This window comes from Streptomyces qaidamensis (genome assembly GCF_001611795.1).
Lineage (GTDB): Bacteria > Actinomycetota > Actinomycetes > Streptomycetales > Streptomycetaceae > Streptomyces > Streptomyces qaidamensis.
The window spans coordinates 5,079,138-5,099,627 of the sequence record NZ_CP015098.1 but is presented as its reverse complement, the minus strand read 5'-3'; the positions used below and the strand labels follow the sequence as shown (position 1 = coordinate 5,099,627).

The 20,490-nt window shown below is 71.6% G+C and carries 23 protein-coding genes; 9 read left to right on the top strand and 14 right to left on the bottom strand.

Translation table 11 applies throughout. The annotated features are described in order from the left end of the window. The first annotated feature begins 47 nt into the window (after window positions 1–47). Window positions 48–1,745 (top strand): threonine/serine exporter family protein, encoded by a 1,698-nt coding sequence (locus A4E84_RS22655; protein WP_062928341.1) that lies wholly within the window; start codon window positions 48–50, stop codon window positions 1,743–1,745. 69 nt (window positions 1,746–1,814) lie between these two features. On the opposite strand, the gene A4E84_RS22650 is transcribed toward A4E84_RS22655, so the two are convergent. Further along, window positions 1,815–2,696 carry a DedA family protein gene (locus tag A4E84_RS22650; protein WP_062928340.1) on the bottom strand — a complete coding sequence of 294 codons (882 nt, stop codon included), beginning with the start codon at window positions 2,694–2,696 and terminating at the stop codon, window positions 1,815–1,817. A gap of 135 nt (window positions 2,697–2,831) precedes the next feature. Here A4E84_RS22650 and A4E84_RS22645 point away from each other — a divergent pair, with 135 nt between their 5' ends. Next, window positions 2,832–3,197 (top strand): YbjQ family protein, encoded by a 366-nt coding sequence (locus tag A4E84_RS22645; protein WP_062928339.1) that lies wholly within the window; start codon window positions 2,832–2,834, stop codon window positions 3,195–3,197. 19 nt (window positions 3,198–3,216) lie between these two features. Here A4E84_RS22645 and A4E84_RS22640 read toward each other — a convergent pair whose 3' ends face one another. Then, window positions 3,217–3,978, bottom strand: coding sequence for a MerR family transcriptional regulator (locus A4E84_RS22640; protein WP_062928338.1), 762 nt, complete (start codon window positions 3,976–3,978; stop codon window positions 3,217–3,219). 102 nt (window positions 3,979–4,080) lie between these two features. Between A4E84_RS22640 and A4E84_RS22635 the strand changes: the two genes are divergently transcribed. Beyond that, window positions 4,081–5,367, top strand: coding sequence for an ion channel protein (locus A4E84_RS22635; protein ID WP_062928337.1), 1,287 nt, complete (start codon window positions 4,081–4,083; stop codon window positions 5,365–5,367). A gap of 52 nt (window positions 5,368–5,419) precedes the next feature. Beyond that, window positions 5,420–6,826 carry a glutamate decarboxylase gene (locus A4E84_RS22630; protein ID WP_062928336.1) on the top strand — a complete coding sequence of 469 codons (1,407 nt, stop codon included), beginning with the start codon at window positions 5,420–5,422 and terminating at the stop codon, window positions 6,824–6,826. A 628-nt stretch (window positions 6,827–7,454) separates the two neighbouring features. Here the strand turns inward: A4E84_RS22630 and A4E84_RS22625 are convergent. The 6 genes from A4E84_RS22625 to A4E84_RS22600 all read right to left on the bottom strand — a co-directional run bounded on the left by A4E84_RS22625 (window position 7,455) and on the right by A4E84_RS22600 (window position 12,942). After that, window positions 7,455–8,216 (bottom strand): ABC transporter permease, encoded by a 762-nt coding sequence (locus A4E84_RS22625; RefSeq protein WP_062928335.1) that lies wholly within the window; start codon window positions 8,214–8,216, stop codon window positions 7,455–7,457. After that, entirely contained in the window at window positions 8,213–9,163 is a 951-nt protein-coding gene (locus A4E84_RS22620; RefSeq protein ID WP_062928334.1) for an ATP-binding cassette domain-containing protein, read from the bottom strand. The genes A4E84_RS22625 and A4E84_RS22620 overlap by 4 nt, the downstream gene beginning before the upstream one ends. Before the next feature lie 73 nt (window positions 9,164–9,236). Then, entirely contained in the window at window positions 9,237–9,878 is a 642-nt protein-coding gene (locus tag A4E84_RS22615) for a PadR family transcriptional regulator (protein WP_062928333.1), read from the bottom strand. A gap of 10 nt (window positions 9,879–9,888) precedes the next feature. Next, window positions 9,889–10,440: a DinB family protein gene (locus A4E84_RS22610; RefSeq protein WP_062928332.1), complete on the bottom strand. Its 552-nt coding sequence runs from the start codon at window positions 10,438–10,440 to the stop codon at window positions 9,889–9,891. A 117-nt stretch (window positions 10,441–10,557) separates the two neighbouring features. Continuing rightward, on the bottom strand, window positions 10,558–12,021 hold the full coding sequence (locus tag A4E84_RS22605) for an aldehyde dehydrogenase family protein (protein WP_062928331.1): 1,464 nt from the start codon (window positions 12,019–12,021) through the stop codon (window positions 10,558–10,560). 96 nt (window positions 12,022–12,117) lie between these two features. Continuing rightward, window positions 12,118–12,942, bottom strand: a complete 825-nt coding sequence (locus tag A4E84_RS22600; protein WP_051814774.1) for a helix-turn-helix domain-containing protein — start codon at window positions 12,940–12,942, stop codon at window positions 12,118–12,120. Window positions 12,943–13,306: 364 nt separating this feature from the next. Between A4E84_RS22600 and A4E84_RS22595 the strand changes: the two genes are divergently transcribed. Further along, the gene (locus A4E84_RS22595) at window positions 13,307–13,801 is read left to right on the top strand and encodes an ATP-binding protein (protein ID WP_062928330.1); all 495 of its coding nucleotides are present in this window, start codon (window positions 13,307–13,309) and stop codon (window positions 13,799–13,801) included. 92 nt (window positions 13,802–13,893) lie between these two features. On the opposite strand, the gene A4E84_RS22590 is transcribed toward A4E84_RS22595, so the two are convergent. From A4E84_RS22590 to rpmG, 5 genes are all read right to left on the bottom strand, one after another. Continuing rightward, window positions 13,894–14,112 (bottom strand): DUF397 domain-containing protein, encoded by a 219-nt coding sequence (locus A4E84_RS22590; RefSeq protein ID WP_045296613.1) that lies wholly within the window; start codon window positions 14,110–14,112, stop codon window positions 13,894–13,896. 1,111 nt (window positions 14,113–15,223) lie between these two features. Further along, complete coding sequence (gene rpsR / locus A4E84_RS22580; protein ID WP_062928328.1) at window positions 15,224–15,457, bottom strand: 30S ribosomal protein S18; 234 nt, start codon at window positions 15,455–15,457, stop codon at window positions 15,224–15,226. A 6-nt stretch (window positions 15,458–15,463) separates the two neighbouring features. Further along, window positions 15,464–16,684: a CobW family GTP-binding protein gene (locus A4E84_RS22575; protein WP_062928327.1), complete on the bottom strand. Its 1,221-nt coding sequence runs from the start codon at window positions 16,682–16,684 to the stop codon at window positions 15,464–15,466. 4 nt (window positions 16,685–16,688) lie between these two features. Beyond that, window positions 16,689–16,937, bottom strand: a complete 249-nt coding sequence (locus tag A4E84_RS22570; protein WP_033310254.1) for a type B 50S ribosomal protein L31 — start codon at window positions 16,935–16,937, stop codon at window positions 16,689–16,691. A 2-nt stretch (window positions 16,938–16,939) separates the two neighbouring features. Next, entirely contained in the window at window positions 16,940–17,104 is a 165-nt protein-coding gene (gene rpmG, locus A4E84_RS22565; RefSeq protein WP_003991959.1) for a 50S ribosomal protein L33, read from the bottom strand. 65 nt (window positions 17,105–17,169) lie between these two features. Here rpmG and rpmB point away from each other — a divergent pair, with 65 nt between their 5' ends. The 4 genes from rpmB to A4E84_RS22545 all read left to right on the top strand — a co-directional run bounded on the left by rpmB (window position 17,170) and on the right by A4E84_RS22545 (window position 19,295). Continuing rightward, entirely contained in the window at window positions 17,170–17,406 is a 237-nt protein-coding gene (gene rpmB / locus A4E84_RS22560) for a 50S ribosomal protein L28 (RefSeq protein ID WP_062928326.1), read from the top strand. Further along, entirely contained in the window at window positions 17,406–17,711 is a 306-nt protein-coding gene (gene rpsN / locus A4E84_RS22555) for a 30S ribosomal protein S14 (RefSeq protein ID WP_062928325.1), read from the top strand. The genes rpmB and rpsN overlap by 1 nt, the downstream gene beginning before the upstream one ends. A 114-nt stretch (window positions 17,712–17,825) precedes the next feature. Beyond that, complete coding sequence (locus A4E84_RS22550; RefSeq protein WP_418082219.1) at window positions 17,826–18,356, top strand: hypothetical protein; 531 nt, start codon at window positions 17,826–17,828, stop codon at window positions 18,354–18,356. Between the two features lie 411 nt (window positions 18,357–18,767). Continuing rightward, entirely contained in the window at window positions 18,768–19,295 is a 528-nt protein-coding gene (locus A4E84_RS22545; RefSeq protein WP_062928324.1) for a DUF4232 domain-containing protein, read from the top strand. Between the two features lie 25 nt (window positions 19,296–19,320). Here A4E84_RS22545 and A4E84_RS22540 read toward each other — a convergent pair whose 3' ends face one another. Beyond that, a complete protein-coding gene (locus tag A4E84_RS22540; protein ID WP_062928323.1) occupies window positions 19,321–20,433 on the bottom strand; it encodes a DUF2786 domain-containing protein in 1,113 nt (370 codons plus the stop codon). Between the last annotated feature and the right edge of the window lie 57 nt (window positions 20,434–20,490).

Sequence of the window (20,490 nt, the reverse complement as noted above, 5' to 3'; positions counted from 1 at the left end):
GCTGTGGGGGGTACGAGGCTGACGTGTCGTACAGGGAGCGCCAGGCAGTGACGGACGCGGAGGACCGCAAACCGAAGTCGGACGAGGCGCGGAGCGCGTTTCTGCCTCCGGCCGGGACCGGCGTCGACGGTGACATGTCGACGACGTCGGAGTTCGCGATCCCCGAAGGCCTGGCCCTGCACAGAGCGGCCGGTGCGGAGTCCGAGACGACGTCCGAGTTCGCCCTGCCGCAGGGGCTGGACGTCCAGGCGACGCCCCCGGTGGAGCAGGAGGGGTCGGCGTTCACCCCGCCGAGCACCTACAGCGCGAAGCACCCCCCGACGGCTTTCACACCGCCGAGCGGGATCCCCGTGGTCAGCCTGACCAAGGACGTGCCCTGGCAGGACCGGATGCGCACGATGCTGCGCATGCCGGTGGCGGAGCGGCCGGCGCCGGAGGCGATCCAGCGCGGCGGCGACGAGAGCGGGCCGGCGGTGCCGCGCGTGCTCGACCTGACGTTGCGTATCGGCGAGTTGCTGCTGGCGGGCGGTGAGGGTGCCGAGGACGTGGAGGCGGCGATGTTCGCCGTCTGCCGGTCGTACGGGCTGGACCGCTGCGAGCCCAACGTCACCTTCACGCTGCTGGCGATCTCCTACCAGCCGTCCCTCGTCGAGGATCCGGTCACGGCGTCGCGGACCGTGCGCCGCCGGGGCACCGACTACACGCGGCTGGCGGCCGTGTACCAGCTGGTGGACGACCTCAGTGACGACGAGACGGCGGTCTCGCTGGAGGAGGCCTACCGGCGGCTGGCGGAGATCCGCCGCAACCGGCACCCCTACTCCGGCTGGGTGCTGACCGGTGCGAGCGGGCTGCTGGCCGGTGCGGCCTCCGTGCTCGTGGGCGGCGGCCTGACCGTGTTCGTCGCCGCGGCGCTGGGCGCGATGCTCGGTGACCGGCTGGCGTGGCTGTGCGCGGGGCGCGGACTGCCGGAGTTCTACCAGTTCACGGTGGCCGCGATGCCGCCGGCCGCGATCGGGGTCGCGCTGACGCTGGGCCACGTGGACGTGAAGGCCTCCGCGGTCATCACCGGTGGGCTGTTCGCACTGCTGCCCGGGCGGGCACTGGTGGCGGGTGTGCAGGACGGGCTGACGGGCTTCTACATCACCGCGTCCGCGCGGCTGCTGGAGGTTCTGTACTTCTTCGTGGGCATCGTCGCGGGTGTGCTGCTGGTGCTGTACTTCGGTGTGCAGCTGGGGGCGCGGCTCACCCCCGACCAGGCGCTCGGGGCCTCCGACGACCCGCTGGTGATGATCGGCGCGTCGATGCTGCTGTCCCTGGCGTTCGCGGTGCTGCTTCAGCAGGAACGATCCACCGTGCTGTGGGTGACGCTGAACGGCGGTGTCGCGTGGGTGGTGTACGGCGCGATGCACTACGTGGGGGAGATCTCGCCGGTGGCGTCCACGGCGGCGGCAGCGGGACTGGTGGGGCTGTTCGGGCAGTTGCTGTCGCGGTACCAGTTCGCGTCCGCCCTGCCCTACACGACCGCGGCGATCGGGCCCCTGCTGCCGGGTTCCGCGACGTACTTCGGGCTGCTGGCGATCGCGCAGAGCGAGATCGACGAGGGGCTGGTGTCGCTGTCGAAGGCGGTGGCGCTCGCCATGGCCATCGCCATCGGGGTGAATCTCGGGTCGGAGATCTCCCGCATGTTCCTGCGGATCGGGTCCGCGGAGAAGCGGCGGGCCGCCAAGCGGACCCGGGGTTTCTAGGGGTCCGCTTGGCGGTCGTGGGACTGCGGGGGCTTTACCGTGCCGCCCCGCCCCTGCGGGAAGGCCGGCTCAGTAGCCGTTGTTGTAGGGGCCCTGCTGGGTGCCGTAGGGCTGCTGCGGGGTGCCGTAGGGCTGCTGCTGGCCGTAGCCCGGGCTCTGCGGGTACTGGCCGTAGTACTGCTGGTCGTCGTAGCCGTTCTGGTTGCCGTACGGGGGCTGCGGCTGCTGGTGGGGCGGCTGGTCGTCCGGGGCGATGCGGCGGAGCTGGGTCGTCGCGTCGTCCATGGTGGGGGGCTGCTGCTGCCGCTCCGCGGGGACCTGCGCCGCCGCGCGCTTCTTCTTCGAGCGGTCGCGCAGGTACTCGATGATGATCGGGACGACGGAGAGCAGGACGATCAGGATGAGGATCGACTCGACGTTCTTCTTGATGAAGTCGATCTGGCCCAGCCAGTAACCCGCGAGGGTGACGCCGGTGCCCCAGGCGATGCCGCCGATGATGTTGTACGTGAGGAACGTGCGGTACTTCATGCGGCCGGCGCCCGCCACGATGGGGGCGAAGGTGCGCACGATCGGGACGAAGCGGGCCAGGACGATCGCCTTGGGGCCGTACTTCTCCATGAACTCGTGGGCCTTGTCCAGGTTCTCCTGCTTGAAGAGCTTGGAGTTGGGACGGTTGAAGAGCTTCGGGCCCAGGAACTTGCCGATCATGTAGCCCACTTGGTCGCCGATGACGGCGGCGAGCACGATCAGCGTGCAGACCAGCCACAGCGGCTGGGTGATGTAGGTGCCCTCGGCCACGAAGAGGCCCGCCGTGAACAGCAGGGAGTCACCCGGCAGGAAGGCGAAGAGACCGGACTCCGCGAAGACGATGAGCAGGATGCCGGGGAGACTGAACGTCGAGATCAGGTAGTCCGGGCTGAGCCACTCGGGGCCGAGCGCAAGCGTGGTCACGGGGATGTGGCTCCTGCTGCTGTGGGGTACGGGCTGGGGCTGGCTGCCCCAAAGTATCAACGCAGCCGTCACGACCCAGGTTCCATGGGCGTACTCAGGATGCACTGTGCGCGGTCCCGGTCAAAGCTGTGAACCATGGGCATCGATGAATACGGCGGCGGTCAGGGCCCGGAGCCCGAGGTCCTCGTCGTCACCACGAACGACGTACCCGGCTACCACGTGCGCGAGGTGATCGGCGAGGTCTTCGGCCTGACCGTGCGCTCCCGCCACGTCGGGAGCCAGATCGGCGCCGGGCTGAAGTCGATGGTCGGCGGCGAGCTGCGCGGGCTCACCAAGACGCTCGTGCAGACCCGTAACCAGGCCATGGAACGACTCATCGAACAGGCACGCACGCGTGGCGCCAACGGCGTCGTGGCGTTCCGTTTCGACGTGACGGAGGCGGCGGACGTGGGCACCGAGGTGTGCGCGTACGGCACGGCGGTGGTCCTGACCCGGGAGTGAGGCACTCCCGGGTCAGGGATCAGGAGGTGTGACGTGCCGCGTTGGCCGCGATCGCGTCCCTCAGGTGCTCGGCGAGACCGGGGCGCATCGCGTCGTAGAACGCCTTGAACCGCTCATCGGAGACGTACATCTCCCCCAGGCAGCGGTGGATCTCGTAGGAGCACTCGTAGAACCACGTGCAGATGTGCTGCCGGTGCTCCTCCGCCAGGGCCATGGCCGCCTCGCCGGAGGGCGGCTCCTGCGCCGACATCAGGGCGCCGTAGCGCTCGCCCCAGTCGGCGGCCTCGGCCTGGATGCGCTTCCAGTCCTCCTTGGTGTACCTCGCCGTGCGGCGCTGCGATTCGGCGTACTCGTCGGTGCCGCCCCAGCGCTCCTCCACTTCCTCGGCGTACTGCTCCGGGTCCTTGCCCCCGAAGACCTCGAACTTCTCCTCGGGCGTGAGGTTGAGTCCCATCTTGCGTGCCTCCATGGCGTGCTCCACGGCCGCCGCCATCTTCCGCAGCTTCTCGATCCGGGCGGTCAGCAGTTCGTGCTGCCGGCGCAGGTGTGCGCGCGGGTCCGCGTCCGGGTCGTCGAGCAGGGCGGCGACCTCGTCGAGCGGAAAGCCGAGCTGCCGGTAGAACAGGATCTGCTGCAGCCGGTCGAGGTCGGTGTCGCTGTAGCGCCGGTGACCCGCGTGGCTGCGTTCGCTCGGGACGAGCAGGCCGATGTCGTCGTAGTGGTGCAGCGTGCGCACCGTGACGCCGGCGAAGCCCGCGACCTGTCCCACGGAGTAGTTCACTTCCGCTCCCTTCTTCTTCCGTGCTCCACGGTCGGGCCTCACGCCACGTGAGGTGCAAGCGTGTTTGCGATATGTCCACTTTGAGGCGTTTATGGTGTGCGCGTGGTCCAGGATCCCGCGCAGCAGGCGCCCTCCGTCACCCCTGCGACTCCCGCCCGCACGCTCCTGCCGACGATCCTTCCCGCTCTCGCCGTGGGGATCATGTCCAGCCTGGTCCTCGTGGGGGTCGAACTCGCCGCCGAGCAGCTCCAGGACGTGCTCTGGGGGCCGCTGCCCGACGCGCTGGGGATCGGCAGGTACTCCATCGCATGGATGTTCGCGATGCTCTTCGCGACGGGGATCGCGGTCGGGCTCGTGGTGTGGAAGGCGCCGGGGCACGCCGGACCGGATCCGGCGACCCTGGGGCTCGACGCCCCCGTGCTGCCGCCCGTCGTGCTGCCGGGGCTGGTGCTGGTGACCATGCTGATGCTGGCCGGCGGGCCCAGCCTCGGCCCCGAGAACCCCGTCATCACCGTGAACGTCGCCCTGGCGGCCTGGCTGGGCGCCCGTCTCGTGCCACGGGCGCCGGGCCGGGTCTGGCCGGCGCTCGCCGAGGCGGCGACGATCGGCGCCCTGTTCGGCACGCCCGTCGCGGCGGCCCTGGTGATCTCCGAGGCGCTGGCCGTTCGCGAGACCCGCGGGCTGCTGTGGGACAACGTCTTCGCCCCGCTGACCGCCGGCACGGCCGGTGCCCTGACCGCCACCCTCATCGACCATCCGAGCTTCGACCTGAACCTGCCCTCGTTCGGCCGGCCGGGCTGGAGCGACCTGCTCGCGGCGGTCGTGGTCGCCTCGGTGGCCGCCCTGCTCGGCATGGCCACCGTGCGGGCCTTCCCCTACGTCCACGGCGCCTTCCGCCGGCTGCGCCACCCGATGCTGATGCTCCCGGCGGGCGGCCTCGTGCTGGGCGCCCTCGCGGCCCTGGGCGGCCATCTGACGCTGTTCAAGGGGCTCGACGAGATCGCCGAGCTCGCCCGGGACCCGGACAGCCGGTCGGCCGGGGAGTACGCCCTGCTGACGGTCGTGAAACTGGCCGCGCTGCTGGTCGCCGCGTCCTGCGGCTTCCGGGGCGGGCGCATCTTCCCGGCGGTGTTCGTCGGCACCGCCCTCGGCCTGGGCGCCCACGCCCTGGTGTCCGGAGTGCACCCTTCGATCGGGGTCTCCGCCGCCGTGCTCGGACTGCTGCTGGCCATCACCCGGCAGGGCTGGGTGAGCCTGTTCGTCGCCGCGGTGCTGGTCGCCTCGCCGGGGATCATCGCCGTGCTCTGCATCGCCTCGCTGCCGGCCTGGCTGCTGGTGACGGGCCGGCCGCAGATGCAGCTGCGCGCGGACGGCACGCCCGTCCGCTGACGCTCTCTCCCTCCCTCTCCCTCCCTTCTCCGAAACCACCCCTGGAGGCACCATGCCGCTCCACGAAGGTCCCCACCGGGCCGCCGGACGCCGCATGTCCGTCAACCCCTTCTACGGCCCCGCCAACCCGCTCGGCGACATGGCCGAGGCCCCGCCCACCCACCGGCTCCCGGACCAGCCCATGGCGCCGTCGACCGCCCACCAGCTGGTGCGCGACGAGCTGATGCTCGACGGCAACGCCCGGCTGAACCTCGCCACCTTCGTCACCACGTGGATGGAGCCGGAGGCCGGGGTGCTGATGGCGGAGTGCCGGGACAAGAACATGATCGACAAGGACGAGTACCCGCGCACCGCCGAGCTGGAGCGGCGCTGCGTGGCGATGCTCGCCGACCTGTGGAACGCGCCCGACCCGGCGACCGCCGTGGGGTGTTCGACGACCGGGTCGAGCGAGGCGTGCATGCTCGCCGGGATGGCGCTGAAGCGGCGCTGGGCGAAGCGCAACGCCGACCGCTACCCCGGGGCGCGGCCCAACCTGGTCATGGGCGTCAACGTGCAGGTCTGCTGGGAGAAGTTCTGCAATTTCTGGGAGGTGGAGGCCCGGCTGGTGCCCATGGAGGGCGAGCGGTTCCACCTCGACCCGCAGGCCGCGGCCGAGCTGTGCGACGAGAACACCATCGGCGTCGTCGGCATCCTCGGCTCGACCTTCGACGGGTCCTACGAGCCGGTCGCCGACCTGTGCGCGGCGCTGGACGCGTTGCGGGAGCGGACCGGGCTCGACATCCCCGTGCACGTCGACGGGGCGTCAGGTGCCATGGTCGCGCCCTTCCTCGACGAGGACCTGGTGTGGGACTTCCGGCTGCCGAGGGTGGCGTCGATCAACACCTCGGGGCACAAGTACGGGCTGGTCTACCCGGGCGTCGGCTGGGCGCTGTGGCGGGACGCGGAAGCGCTGCCGGAGGAGCTGGTGTTCCGGGTGAACTACCTGGGCGGCGACATGCCGACGTTCGCGCTGAACTTCTCCCGGCCGGGCGCGCAGGTCGTGGCGCAGTACTACACGTTCCTGCGGCTGGGCCGGGACGGCTACCGGGCCGTCCAGCAGGCCGCGCGGGATGTGGCCACGGGGCTGGCCGGGCGGGTCGAGGCGCTCGGCGACTTCCGGCTGCTGACCCGGGGCGACGAACTGCCGGTGTTCGCCTTCACGACCGCGCCCGACGTGACGGCGTACGACGTCTTCGACGTGTCCCGGCGGCTGCGCGAGAACGGCTGGCTGGTGCCCGCGTACACCTTCCCGCCGAACCGGGAGGACTTGTCCGTGCTGCGGGTGGTGTGCCGCAACGGCTTCTCCGCCGACCTCGCGGAGCTGCTCGCGCAGGACCTGGAACGGCTGCTGCCGGACCTGCGCCGGCAGCCGCGCCCACTGACGGAGGACAAGGGCGCGGCGACGAGCTTCCACCACTAATGGTCTGGCTGCGGGGCTTCGCCTGCCCGGGGCGGCGATCGGCCACGGATGCTCCGCCTGCCCGGGGCCGCGATCGGCCACAGGTGCTTCCCCTGCCCGGGACGGCCGTCGGCTGCGGGGGGGGCTTCCCCTGCCCGAGGCGGCGATCGGCCACGGATGCTCCGCCTGCCCGGGGCCGCGATCGGCCACAGGTGCTTCCCCCTGCCCGGGGCGGCCGTCGGCCGCGGTGCTTTGCCTGCCGGAGCAGGCGGGCGGACCGCCGGTACGTCGCCTGCCCGGGGCGGGGCCCGACCACTCACCCCCGCCGGCCCGGACCAGCGGCTCAGCCGACCGTCCCGCACCTGCCGGAGCCAACGGCTCAACTGCGAGTACTTCGCCTGCCGGGCCCGTCGGCCCGCACCGCCTGCTCGGGCCGACGGCTCCGCAATGCGTACCCCGCCTGCCAAGGCCACCGCGACTCAGCCATGGGCCCCCGCCTTCCGGGCCCGACGGGCCGGACCCCGTCCCCCGCCGACCGGCGCCGACGGCTCAACCGCCCATACCCACCTGCCCGAGCCAACGGCTCAGCCGCGAGTACGTCGCCCGCCCGGGCCGGACGCCTGGCTGCCCACACCCCGGCCCACCGGAACTAGCGGCTCAGGCGGCCGAATCGCCGTACCGCCAGGGGGAAGAACACCGTCAGCAGGGCCAGGGGCCAGATGATCGCCGGCCATGCGTGGCCGGACTCCGTGCCGGGTACGGTGAACAGGTCCCGTACGGCCGTGGCCGTGTGGGACATCGGGTTCCATTCGACGACCGCGCCCAGCCAGCCGGGCATGGAGCCGGGCGTGGCGAGCGCGTTGGAGAGGAAGCCGACCGGCCAGACCAGGATCTGCACGGCCTGGACCAGCTCGGGCTTGCCCGCCACCAGGGCCAGGTGGATGCCGATCCACAGCATGGCGAACCGGAACAGCAGCAGCAGGCCCACGGCTGCGAGGAGGGCCTCCGGGCCGCCGCCGGGCCGCCAGCCGAGGGCGACGCCCACGCCGATGAGCACGACCAGGGCCATCGCCGACTGGAGCATGTCGGCGGCCGAACGGCCCACCAGCACCGCCCCGTTGGCCATGGGCATCGAGCGGAAGCGGTCGATCACGCCCTTGTTCAGGTCCTGCGTGACGGCGAGCAGCGTGCCCTCCAGGCCGAAGGCCATGGTGAGCGCGAGCATGCCGGGGATCAGGTAGTCGCGGTACTCACCGCTCACCCCCCGGCCGCCGCCGATGAGGTAGCCGAACATCAGCAGCAGCATCACCGGGAAGACCAGGTTGACGACCAGCTGCACCGGCTGCCGTCCCCAGCGGGCGAGTTCGCGGCGGGTCATGGTCCAGGAGTCGGCCAGGGCATGGGCGGTCACACGGTCTCCTTCACTCGGCGGTCGTCTCCGGTGAGGTGCAGGAACACCTCGTCCAGCGTCGGGCGGCGCAGGGCGACGTCCTCCGCCTCGATGCCGGCCTCGTGGAGGGCCCGTACGACCCCGGAGAGCGCCTCCATGCGGTCGGTCACCGGGGCGCTCAGCAGTCGGCGGTCGGTGTCGACGGTGACTCCGGTGAGCGGCAACAGGGCGACCGCCTCGCCCAGTTGGGCCGCCTTTCGCAGGACCACGTCGATGCGGTCGCCGCCGGCCTCGGCCTTCAGCTCGTCCGCCGTGCCCTCGGCGATGACCCGGCCGGCGTCGACGACCGAGATGCGGTCGGCGAGCTGGTCGGCCTCCTCCAGGTACTGGGTGGTGAGCAGGACCGTCGTACCGCCGCCGACCAGAGAGCGGACGGAGGACCACACCTCGGCGCGGCCGCGCGGGTCGAGGCCGGTGGTGGGCTCGTCCAGGAAGAGCACCTGCGGCTCGGTGATCAGGGACGCGGCCAGGTCGAGGCGGCGCCGCATGCCTCCGCTGTACTGCCGGACCGCCTTGCGGCCGGTGTCGGCCAGGCCGAAGCGCTCCAGCAGTTCACCGGCACGCGCGCGTGCCCGCCGGGCGCCCAGGTGGTGCAGCCGGCCGAACAACTCCAGGTTCTGCCGGCCGCCGAGTTCCTCGTCGAGCGCGGCGTGCTGGCCGAGCAGGCCGATGCGCAGCCGCACGGCGTACGCCTCGCGCACCACGTCGTGCCCGGCCACCTCGACCCGGCCCGCGTCGGGCCGCAGCAGGGTGGACAGGACCCTCACAAGGGTGGTCTTGCCCGCGCCGTTCGGGCCGAGCACCCCGTGCACCGTGCCGCGCGCGACCGTGAGGTCGAGCGCATTCAGCGCCTTCTTGTCGCCGTACGTCTTCTCCGCGCCTTCGACGGTGATCGCCGCGTCGGCCACTGAGCCTCCCCATCTAGTCAAACTTGACTACAGGCTCGAAGGTATCCCCGCCCGAGCCATTCGTCAAACTTGATTAGTGCTCGTCCCCGGGATGCTGCTCCCCCGTCGCGTAGGGGTTCTCCTCGCCCGGGGCCAGCACTCCGACGAACGGGTCACCCTCGTCGGCGAAGGTGTACGCGCCGCCCTCGATGCGCTCGATGAGACCGCGGGTCCACTCGGCCTCGGAGTCTGCCGTGTGGACCCACATGTTCATGATCTCGCCGATGTGCCCGAGCTGTCCGGGGCCCTCCTCGGGCACGTAGTGCTCCAGGACGGAGGTCCGCCACTGCTCGATCCGCAGGGTCCGCTCCTTCAGCAGCGCGACCGCCTCCGCCCGCGGCAGGTCGACGATGAAGCCGACGGCCGCCGTCTTCACGTCCGCGCGCTGGTCGTAGGTGACCAGCGCCTCCCGCAGCAGCCGGAAGTACTCCTCGGTGCCCTGCCCGGTGATCTCGTACTCCGTGCGCGGCGGGCCGCCGGCGGTGGAGGGGGCGATCTCGTGCGCGTGCAGCAGCCCCTGCTTCGCCATCTGCTTCAGGGCGTGGTAGATCGAGCCGGGCTTGGCCGTGGACCACTCGTGCGCGCCCCAGTACTCCAGGTCGTTGCGCACTTGGTAGCCATGGGCCCGCCCGTGCATACGGACCGCGCCGAGCACGAGGAGGCGGATCGTTGACATGCGGCCAAGGTTATGCCTCGGCCACTGCCCGGTGTTCCTCGGCCACCAGATCGAAGGCGGTCCTGCCGTCCAGGGACTCGCGGATGATGTCGGCGTGACCGGCGTGCCGGGCCGTCTCGCGGATCAAGTGGAGGCAGAGCCAGCGGTGCGAGACCCGGCCGTCCGGCGGGAACCAGGGCTGGGCCGGCAGCGCGAAGGTGTCGTCGAGGCTGGGCACCGAGCGGATGTACGCCTCCGTCTCGGCGGCGACCTTCTCCCAGTACGCCAGCTGCGACTCGACCGTCTCGCCCTCGACCAGCCGGAAGCACTCGTGCCAGTTGCTCTGGTCCCGCACGACGGCCGGCGGCTCGCCCTTGGCCAGGGAGACCCACATCTGCTCGACCTCGGCGACGTGCTTGACCAGCCCGGCCAGGGACAGCTCACTGGCACTGGGGCGGGAGCCCGCCTGCTCGTCCGTCAGCCCGAGCACCGCCCGGCGGACGCCGCCGCGCTGCTCGGCGATGAAGGCCAGGAGCGCCCCGCGCTCGTCGCCGTGTGCCTCCGCCGGAACGTGAGTGACCATGACCGCTGCCCTTCGCCAGGTCCGGGGGCCTTTCCCCCTGACACCGACCAAGCTACGGACCCTTGCGGTCAGGTTCTGTCCGCAAGGGTCCGGGGTGGCAGGAGATCCAGAACAGATCTAGAACGGGAAGCCGCTGCGGCCGTGCTGCACCGAGATCCACTTGGTCGTGGTGAACGAGTCGAGCATCGTGTCGCCGTTGAGCCGGCCGATGCCCGAGTGCTTCTCGCCGCCGAACGGGACGATCGGCTCGTCGTGGACGGTGCCGTCGTTCACGTGGAACATCCCCGTGTCGATCTGCTTGGCGAAGTTCACGCCGCGCTCGATGTTCCCGGTGTGGACGGCGCCGCTCAGGCCGTACGGGGTGTCGTTGACGAGGCGGACGGCCTCCTCCTCGCCGTCGAACGGGACGAGGAACGCGACCGGCCCGAAGACCTCCTGCCGCAGCAGGGCCGAGTCGGCGGGCAGGCCGGTCAGCACGGACGGTTCGACGAGGTTGTCGGTCCGTCCGCCGCGCACCAGGGCCGTGGCGCCCTCGGCGAGGGCCTGCTCGACCACGCCGGAGACGGCGTCCGCCTGCGAGGAGTTGATGACCGGGCCGATGACGGTCTCCGGGTCGCGCGGGTCGCCCGCCTTGAGGGTCTTCACCTTGGCGACGAACTTCTCGGTGAACTCGTCCGCGACCGAACGGTCGACGAGGACGCGGTTGGCGGCCATGCAGACCTGGCCCTGGTGGACGTACCGGCTGAAGACGGCCGCGTCGACCGCGTAGTCGATGTCGGCGTCGTCGAGGACGACCAGCGCGCTGTTGCCGCCCAGTTCGAGGACGGAGCGCTTGAACAGCCGGGCGCAGACGGTCGCCACGTGCCGGCCGACGGCGTCGGAGCCGGTGAAGGAGATGACCTTGGGGACCGGGTGCTCCAGGAAGGCGTCGCCGATCTCGGCGATGTCGGTGATGAGCACGTTCAGCAGTCCGCCGGGCAGCCCCGCGTCCTCGAAGATCTTCGCGACCAGGGAGCCGCCGACGATCGGCGTGTTCTGGTGCGGCTTGAGCACCACGGCGTTGCCGAGCGCGAGCGCCGGGGCGACGGACTTGATCGACAGCAGGAAGGGGAAGTTGAAGGGGCTGATCACGCCCACGACCCCGACCGGCACGCGGTAGACGCGGTTCTCCTTGCCGTCCACCGGCGAGGGGATGATCCGGCCCTCGGGGGCCAGGGCCAGATGGACCGCCTCGCGCAGGAACTCCTTGGCGAGGTGCAGCTCGAAGGCGGCCTTCAGACGTGTGCCGCCGAGCTCGGCGATGATGGCCTCGGAGATCTCGGCCTCGCGCTCCTCGATCAGGCGCAGCGCCTTCTCGAAGACCGCCCGGCGGGCGTAGGGGTTGGTCGCGGCCCACTGCTTCTGGGCGCGGGCCGCCGCCCGGTACGCCTGATCGACCTCGTCGACCGTGGCTATGGTGATCGACGCGAGCTTCTCGTCGTCGTACGGGTTGAAGTCGATGATGTCCCAGGAGCCGGTACCCGGGCGCCACTCACCGTCGATGTACTGCTGTGCAAGGTCGGTGAAGTAGGACGACGACATGTGTGATCCCTCGATCCCTGGCAGACCTCTGATCGCGCCTTCACGATCTGATCACACGTCATCGTACTTGCGTTTCAGGAGAGTTGGAGGAGTACTTCAGGAGAGCTGGAGCAGGCCCCGCAGAAGGTCCCGGCTCTCCGAAGGGCCCGGGCTGTCGCTCTGCAGCTCCTTGAGGGCCTTCTCGTACTGGGCGACGTCCTCGGCCTTGTCGAGGTACAGCGCGCTGGTCAGCTGCTCCAGGTAGACGACGTCCGAGAGGTCGGACTCCGGGAAGCTGAGGATCGTGAACGCGCCACTTTCGCCGGAGTGGCCGCCGAGGCTGAACGGCACCACCTGAAGCCGTACGTTGGGCCGCTCGGAGATGTCGATGAGGTGCTGGAGCTGGCCCCGCATCACCGCGCGGTCGCCGTACGGGCGGCGCAGGGCGGCCTCGTCCAGGATGATGTGGAAGTCGGGCGCGCGCTCGTCGACGAGGTACTTCTGCCGCTCCAGCCGCAGCGCAACGCGGCGTTCGACGTCGGCCTCGCTCGCGCCCTGCATGCCGCGCCGGACCACCGCGTGGGCGTACGCCTCGGTCTGCAGCAGGCCGTGCACGAACTGCACCTCGTACGCCCGGATCAGCGAGGCGGCGCCCTCCAGGCCGACGTAGGTCGGGAACCAGCTGGGCAGGACGTCCGAGTAACTGTGCCACCAGCCCGCGACGTTGGCCTCTTTGGCAAGGGACAGCAGGGAGGCGCGCTCCTGCTCGTCCGTGATGCCGTACAGGGTCAGCAGGTCCTCGACGTCTCTGGTCTTGAAGCTCACCCGGCCCAGCTCCATCCGGCTGATCTTCGACTCGGAGGCGCGGATCGAGTAGCCCGCAGCCTCGCGCGTGATGCCCCGCGCCTCACGCAGTCGCCTGAGTTGTGATCCGAGCAGCATGCGCCGCACCACCGATCCCGGCTCTCCCGCGCTCACGTTCGCCAGCCTCCCCAACGTCTTCAGGGGCCGCAGTCTGCCACTAAAACACTCCGAGCAGTACTCGTCCGGTTACGGAAACGGAATCGAGACGGTCGACGCTCGCGCGCGGGAACAAGAAGAGGGCAAGTGAACGGCCAAAGAGGGACGTGAAGATGACGGAAAAATTGACCAACAAGCGGTACGGGACGACTCATTCCGGTCACCTGCACGTGCATCTGCCCTTGCATCTGCTGTACGCATCCGAAACCATGGTCCCGCACCACCGCCGCATCGCACCGACCGCGAATTCCCGGGAGTGCCTCGCATGGGGACGAATGGATCGACCATGCTCGAGCCGTTACGGCAGGGCCTTCCGCCGCTGGATCCCGCGGCCGCGTCCGACGCCGCCTCCTGCGCTCTGCCCGCCCGCTACGAAGCGGTGCGCGAGGCACGGCAGTTCACCCGCAGAACCCTCGACCAGTGGGGCCTGGGCGACCGGTTCGACGACGTCTGCCTGGTGGTCTCGGAACTCGTCACCAACGCCCTGCGGCACGGGCTGTCGGCGAACGGCGTGTGCGTCAACGGCCGTGAACCTCCCGTGCGGCTGCACCTGATGCGGTGGAGCGAACGGCTGGTGTGCGCGGTGCGCGACCCCAGCCACGACAGTCCGGTGACCCGGGAGACCGACGACTTCTCGGCCGAGTCGGGCCGCGGGCTGTTCCTCGTCGACTCCTTCAGCGACAGCTGGGGCTGGCATCCGCTCGCGGGCGCGCTCGACGGCAAGGTGGTCTGGGCGCTGTTCCGGCTGGCGCGGACCGGTTCGCGGCCGAACGGGGAATGAGAAACCGCGGCACTTCCTCGCGTCCTGATTCTACGCGCGTTACCGCGCAGGGAGTGCCGATTGCCCCGGTTTCACCGGGGGCTGTCGGATGGTCAACCGCCCACCAGGTGGTCGAACTCGCCGTCCTTCACGCCCAGCAGCATGGCCTCGATCTCCGCGCGGGTGTAGACCAGGGCGGGGCCGTCGGGGAAGCGTGAGTTGCGGACGGCGACATCTCCGCCCGGCAGCCGGGCGAACTCAACGCACGAGCCCTGCGAGTTGCTGTGCCGGCTCTTCTGCCAGGCCACGCCGTGCAGCCCGGCGGCCGCCATACCGTTGTACACGTCGTGGTCCACAGGTCGCTCCCCGGTGGTGCACTGGCTGGTGTGGCCATTGATGCAGTGGTCAACTGACCCGGATCATAGCTCTGTTCATGTGCAGATGCATGGGCAGATGCACGTGCACGCGGGGTGGTCCCGCGGTTACAGCTTCGACGACCGCTTTACCGAAGTTCTTGACTGTTTGACGGCTTGGCCCCGCCTCCCGTTCCCCCAGGCCTGCGACGAAGTCGGCGGGTTCGGCGGAGGTCCGGTGGAGGCGGAGCATCCGCTCGGCGACGGGGCGAGGGACCGCGCGGGGGCCGCACCGAAGAAGCGGGAGCTGAGGCACGGGGCCCCGGGTCGGCCGTTCGACCGGCCGACCCGCATCCGGAAGACGGCCGCGGCCTGCGAGGACGGGGAGAAATAGGCCGGTCGCAGCAGGCCGGGGTCATCCTTGTGGCCGGTGCGTCGCTCGGACCATCGCCGGATACCGCGCCCGGCTTCCGGCCCACGAGGACCCGTGCGCCGGTCACCCGGCCCACTCCGGCCCCCGGCCTCCGTGCACCCGCCCCGACCGGCGTCCGGCCCGGTCCGGGGCGCCCGGGGCGGACCACGGGGCAGGCCGGCCGACGGCGGCCGCCGACCTCGGCACGCCTTGCACAGGAGGTTCGCCACCCGTCAAGCGTGGGGAACCTCACCCGGCCACGCGCGCATGCGGGTCGGCCGCAGCCGGCTCAGCCGAACGACGCCACGAGAGATGCCGACGGCATCCGTCTCGGCCCCGACCGCCCGCCACGGGCCCGATGCACCGGTCACGGCACGAGCAGCGGTCCCCCGACCGTCACGCAGAGGCCACCCCACCCGGCCACGCGCGCATGCGCGTCGGCCCCGGTCGGCTGAACCCGGCGACCGCCACGACCGGTGCCACCAGGCATCCGCCCGGTCCCGGACGACCGTCGCCTGCCCCGGCGGCGGTGAGCCGGCAGCAGTTCCCGGGCCCGTCGCGGCACGGGCAGGGCCCCACCCGGCACACATCTCCCGCGCGTGCCGCCCGGCGCCGGGCGGCCGACAGCGGTGGGCAGGAGCCCCGCCCGTCACGCGGGGATGACCGATCCGGAGTGGGTCAGCGGCCGGCGTACGGGAGGAGTGCCATCTCGCGGGCGTTCTTGATGGCCCTGGCCAGCCGGCGTTGCTGCTGGGACGACACCCGGGTGACGCGGCGGCTGCGGATCTTGCCGCGGTCGGAGATGAACTTCCGCAGCAGGTCGGTGTCCTTGTAGTCGATGTAGGTGATCCCGGCCTGGTCCAGGGGGTTGGGCCGGTCCTTGGCGGGCTTGCGTTCGGGCTTGCGCGGCATGAGGGGTCAGACCTCCAGGAGGGTGTCGAAGGCGTGCGGCAGCCGCTGCCAGGCGTCGGGCCCGGCGGCGTACTCGGCGTCGGTCAGCAGGCAGGACTCCAGCAGCCGCTCCAGGCCGTCCCGGTCGAGGCCGGGCGAGGTGAAGACGAGGTGCTGGCAGCGGTCACCGTGCTCGGGGTGCCAGTCCAGCGCGGCGGCGGCCCGGCGCACCGGCGGGACCATGTCCCAGGCCGCGTCCGGCAGGGAGGCCAGCCACGGGCCCGTGCTCTCCACGCACAGGGCCCCGCCCGCCGCGTCCCAGTGGAACAGCGTGTCGGGCTTGTCGGCGAGCCAGAACCGGCCCCGGCTGCGGGCGGCCGCACAGGTCAGGTCCTCCAGCGCGGCGTACAGCCGCTCCGGGTGGAAGGGGCGCCGCATGCTCCACACCAGGGTGGAGACGCCGTGCGCGTCGGCCTCGGCGGGGAGCAGGGCGCAGGCCGGGTGCTGGGCGGCGGCGGCCGCCTCGACGTCGAAGCCGCCCAGGGCGGCCTGGGCCAGGGGGGAGAGCGCCCGCCGGCGCGGCGTCGGCACGGTCAGGCCGTCGTCGGCCGGTTCGGCGAGTTCGGCGAGTTCGGCGGGGAACTCCTGCCCGATGCGCACCTGGCGGGCCGTCGGGTGCAGCTGCGCGAGCAGCTCGCGGTCCTCGTCGTCGGCCTCCGGGGATTCGGCGATGGCCAGCACGGGGGCGTACTCCAGCTGGCGCGCGAAGGTGTCGGCGACCGTGCGCTGGTCGGTTGCGGCGGCGGCGAGACCGCCGTCGGCCAGGTCGTCACCGTTGCCGAGGTACGGCAGGACCAGGGCCGGGTCGACGGCGGTGATCACGCCGGTGACGGTGAGACCGCCGGCCGTGACGACCTCGGCCATGGCCTTGGGCTCGACGGAGTCCCACAGCTCGACGACGGCGAGCCGGGTGCCGCCGGCGTCCCGCAGCCGCTCCAGCTCCGGGACCAGGTCCTCGCGCAGGGCACAGCAGGCACAGTCGTTGACGAGCGGCGCCTCCCCCGCGTCGAGGATGCCGGAGGCGTCCCTGATGGTCCGTACGACCGTGCCCGCTGCGGCCGTCGCGAGGTCGTGGTGGAGGACGACGCTGCCGGGCACGTCGGCGAGCAGCCGCGCGACGGCCGCCCTGCGGGCATCGGCGTGCAGCCCGCCGACGATCACGACGGGGAGCCCAGGAGGGACAGCCATGGGTTCAGCCCTTCTTTCCGTACCGGCGCTCGAAGCGCTCCACGCGGCCCGCGGTGTCCAGGACGCGGGCCGTGCCGGTGTAGAAGGGGTGGCTGACGTCGGAGATCTCGACGTCCACGACCGGGTAGGTCCGGCCGTCCTCCCATTCGATCGTCTTCTCGCTCGTCATGGTCGAGCGGGTGAGGAAGGCGTAGTTCGCGGCACGGTCACGGAAGACGACGGGTCCGTACGCCGGGTGGATTCCCTCGCGCATGGTCAGCGCTCCTCTCGGAAGTCGACGTGGCGGCCGGCGACCGGATCGAACTTGCGCAGGGTCAGTCGATCCGGGTCGTTGCGGCGGTTCTTGCGGGTCACGTAGGTGAAGCCGGTCCCGGCGGTGGACCGGAGCTTGATGACCGGCCGGAGTTCGTTGCGTGCCATGCCGCTATGCTACTGAAAATGAATTCCATTTACATCTCCTGAGACAGAGAGGTTCGTCACCACCCATGTCCGCGCACTGCATGCTGACCGGCACACAGCCGGGCTTCGGCAACCGCATCTCGCACTCCCACCGGCGCACGTCGCGCCGGTTCGACCCCAACATCCAGTCCAAGCGCTACTGGCTGCCGAGCGAGGGCCGGTACGTCCGGCTCCGGCTCAGCACCCGGGGGATCAAGACCATCGACACGATCGGGATCGAGGCGGCCGTCGCCCGGATCCGCGCCCGGGGAGTGAGGATCTGATGGCCAAGAAGAGCAAGATCGCGAAGAACGACAGGCGGCAGGAGGTCGTCGCTCGGTACGCCGCCCGGCGGGCCGAGCTGAAGGAGATCATCCGGAGGCCGTCGTCGACGGAGGCCGAACGGCTCGCCGCGCAGGCGGAGCTGCGCAGGCAGCCGCGGGACGCGAGCGCCACACGGGTGCGCAACCGCGACCAGGTGGACGGCCGGCCGCGCGGCTACTTCCGGGCGTTCGGGCTGTCCCGGGTGAGTCTGCGGGAGCAGGCGCACGCGGGGTATCTGCCTGGAGTGCGCAAGTCGTCCTGGTAAGAGGCGTTCGAGGAGGCTCTTGACGGGCCCTGGTAGCTTGCTGCGATCGTTCCGGCCAGGAAGCCGGCCGGTGCCGTCCGGGCCGGCCGGCCGGCTACAGCTTGGGGGCTTGCAGTGACTTCGGTGATCTTCTCGCGTCGCTCCGGCGCCGTGCGCGTCGCGGCGGCGGCCGCGGGGCTGGCGGGCGTGCTCATGCTCAGCGCGTGCAGCGGCGACGGCGGCTCGGGGGACGACTCGGCGTCGACTCCGTCCCCGTCGGACTCGGCGTCCGCGACGGGCGGGGGCTCCGGATCCGGTTCCGGCTCCGACTCCGGCTCCGACGGGTCGGCCGGTGATGAGCTGGCGGGCAGCTGGCTGGCGACGACCGGCGGCAAGGCCGTGGCGCTGGTGATCACCGGCAAGCAGGCCGCGCTGTTCGCCACCGGCGGGAGCGTGTGCAGCGGCACCGCGGGCGAGGAGTCCGGGATGCGGATGATCCGCCTGAAGTGCACGGACGGCTCCAAGGACCGGGCGACCGGCATGGTCGACTCCGTGAACAAGAGCCGCCTGAAGGTCACCTGGGAGGGCGGCCTCGGCGCGGAGACCTACACGAAGGCCGAGGGCGGCAAGCTCCCCACGGGCTTCCCGACGGCCGGCCTCGGCTGACACCGGCATCCGCACGGACGGGCCACGGATCCCCTGCGGGGGCCGTGGCCCGTCCGGCGTTCGGGGCTGTGGCAGGGGGCGGGTGCCGGACGATCAGCCGGGCGCCGAAAGAGACACGGGCCGTGGCAGGCCCCGGGCTCCCGGCGAACGTCCACGAGGCAAGCGACATGGCCCGCGCCCGGCCGACAGGCCCCGGGCACCACAACGAGCGTCCGCCGGAGAAGCGACCAAGGCCCGCGCCCGGCCGGCCGGTGCGGCGCGTTGCAACCGGCCTGTGCCGGAAGGGCGGTGAGGGTGTGTGGGCGTCCGGCGTTCGGGGGAATCGCAGGGGGTGCGTGCCCGTGCGGGACCCGCGTGCGTGATGATCCAGGGGCCCGAAGCCGCTTCCGTACGACACGCCCAGAGGACCCCATGCGCACCTTCCCCCTCGCCCTGGCCGCCGCCCTCGCCACGACGCTCCTGCTGACCGGCTGCGACGACGACAAGACCGGTGGTGACGACGTCAAGAACGCGGACCGGAAGAGCGGTTCGGCGTGCGCGGTCGGCGACATGGGCGTGGAGGTCGGTGCGGGCGCCGCCCCGGCCGCCGGGGACACCGGCACCGTCACCGTCACGCTCACCAACAAGGGCGCGCAGTGCACGCTGAAGGGCTTCCCCGGCGTGGACCTGCTGGCCGACGACAAGACGACCTCCGTCTTGCCGGAGGAGGGTGCGAAGGCCCAGTCGCTGACCTTCGGGAAGGGCGGCACCACGTCCTTCACGATCACCTACGTCCGGGGCGAGGCGGGCTCCGCGGAGAGTCTCGACGTGCACAAGGCGTCCTTCACCCTGCCCGGCGACACCAGCACGGCGCACGAACTGACGTGGTCCTACGGCGAGGTCGCATGGACGGACGGCAAGAAGCCCTCGGTGAGCGGCTTCGAGACGTCGGGCGACTGACGGCACTGACGGCCCTGTCGGCGAATCACCGCAGCGGCGGCCGGTGTTGGACCTGGGCCCGGTCCGCCGCCTGCGCGCCCTCCGTCCAGCCCGCCGCGTCGCGCACCCCGCGCAGCCGGGTCGTGGTCGTCTCCGGGAACATCCGGTCCAGCCGCCCGGTCACGGCGACCTCGCGGGAGGCGAGGACCGGCAGCAGATCGTCGCTCACCCGGATCTCGGCGGCGGCTGCCAGCCGGGTGCCGATGCGGTGGGCGTAGGCCGCGAGGAAGGACTGACGGAACGTCTTGGTGCGCTTGCGGCCGCCCGCTCTCTGCGCCGCCTCCGCCTTGGTCATCGCGGTCGTGGCCTGCACGAGGAGCGAGGTGTAGAGGAGTTCGACCGCGTCCAGGTCGGTTTCGAAGCCGACGACGGTGGAGAAGCCGAGCGGCTCGTTCCACACCGCCCGGCAGTGGTTGGCGTCGGCGACGGCGTCCAGCAACACGGCCTTGGCCTGCTCGTACGGCGGCTCGACCCCGATCCGGCAGGCCCCGGGCGCGTCCGGCGACGGCGCCCGCGCCGCGAGCAGCGCCTCGTCGACACTGTGCCGGGCCATCAGCTCCTGCGCCTTGGCACTGAGCGCCTCGGCCTCCTCCGGGAACCCGGTGGCCTCCGCCTTGGCGAGCAGCGCGCGGATACGGGTGAGCATGCGGGACTCGGCCCGCGCCCCTCCGGGTACCTGCCCGGGCGCCTCGTCGAGGGCCTCCAGCGCCGGCAGCCGCAGCAGCAGGCGGTACAGCTCCAGCACGGCGGTGGCGTGCGAGAAGCGGTCCGTGCGGGGCGGGGCGTCGTCGGGGAGCTCCGCGAGCTGGGCGTTCCAGCGGCGGCCGCGGGGGCCGTCGCCGGGGGCCTGTGCGCGGATCAGCGCGGCCGCCAGCAGCACGTGCACGTCGTCCAGCTCGCGCCGCACGGTCCGCACGACGTCGGCCGGCTGCCAGCCGCGCCGCCACGCCCCGGCCACGAACTCGTGTCCCCGCCGGGCGAGTTCGGCGTCGGCCGCCGGGTCGGACGCGAGCAGGGACGCGCCGGCGTCCAGGGCCGTCTCACCGGTCTCGTAGAGGGCCGATGCGAACGCGCGATCGACGGTGCTGGACGTACTCACGGGCCGATGGTGCCATGCCGCCCCCTCGATACGACTGTCAACCCGCGGTTGACAGCC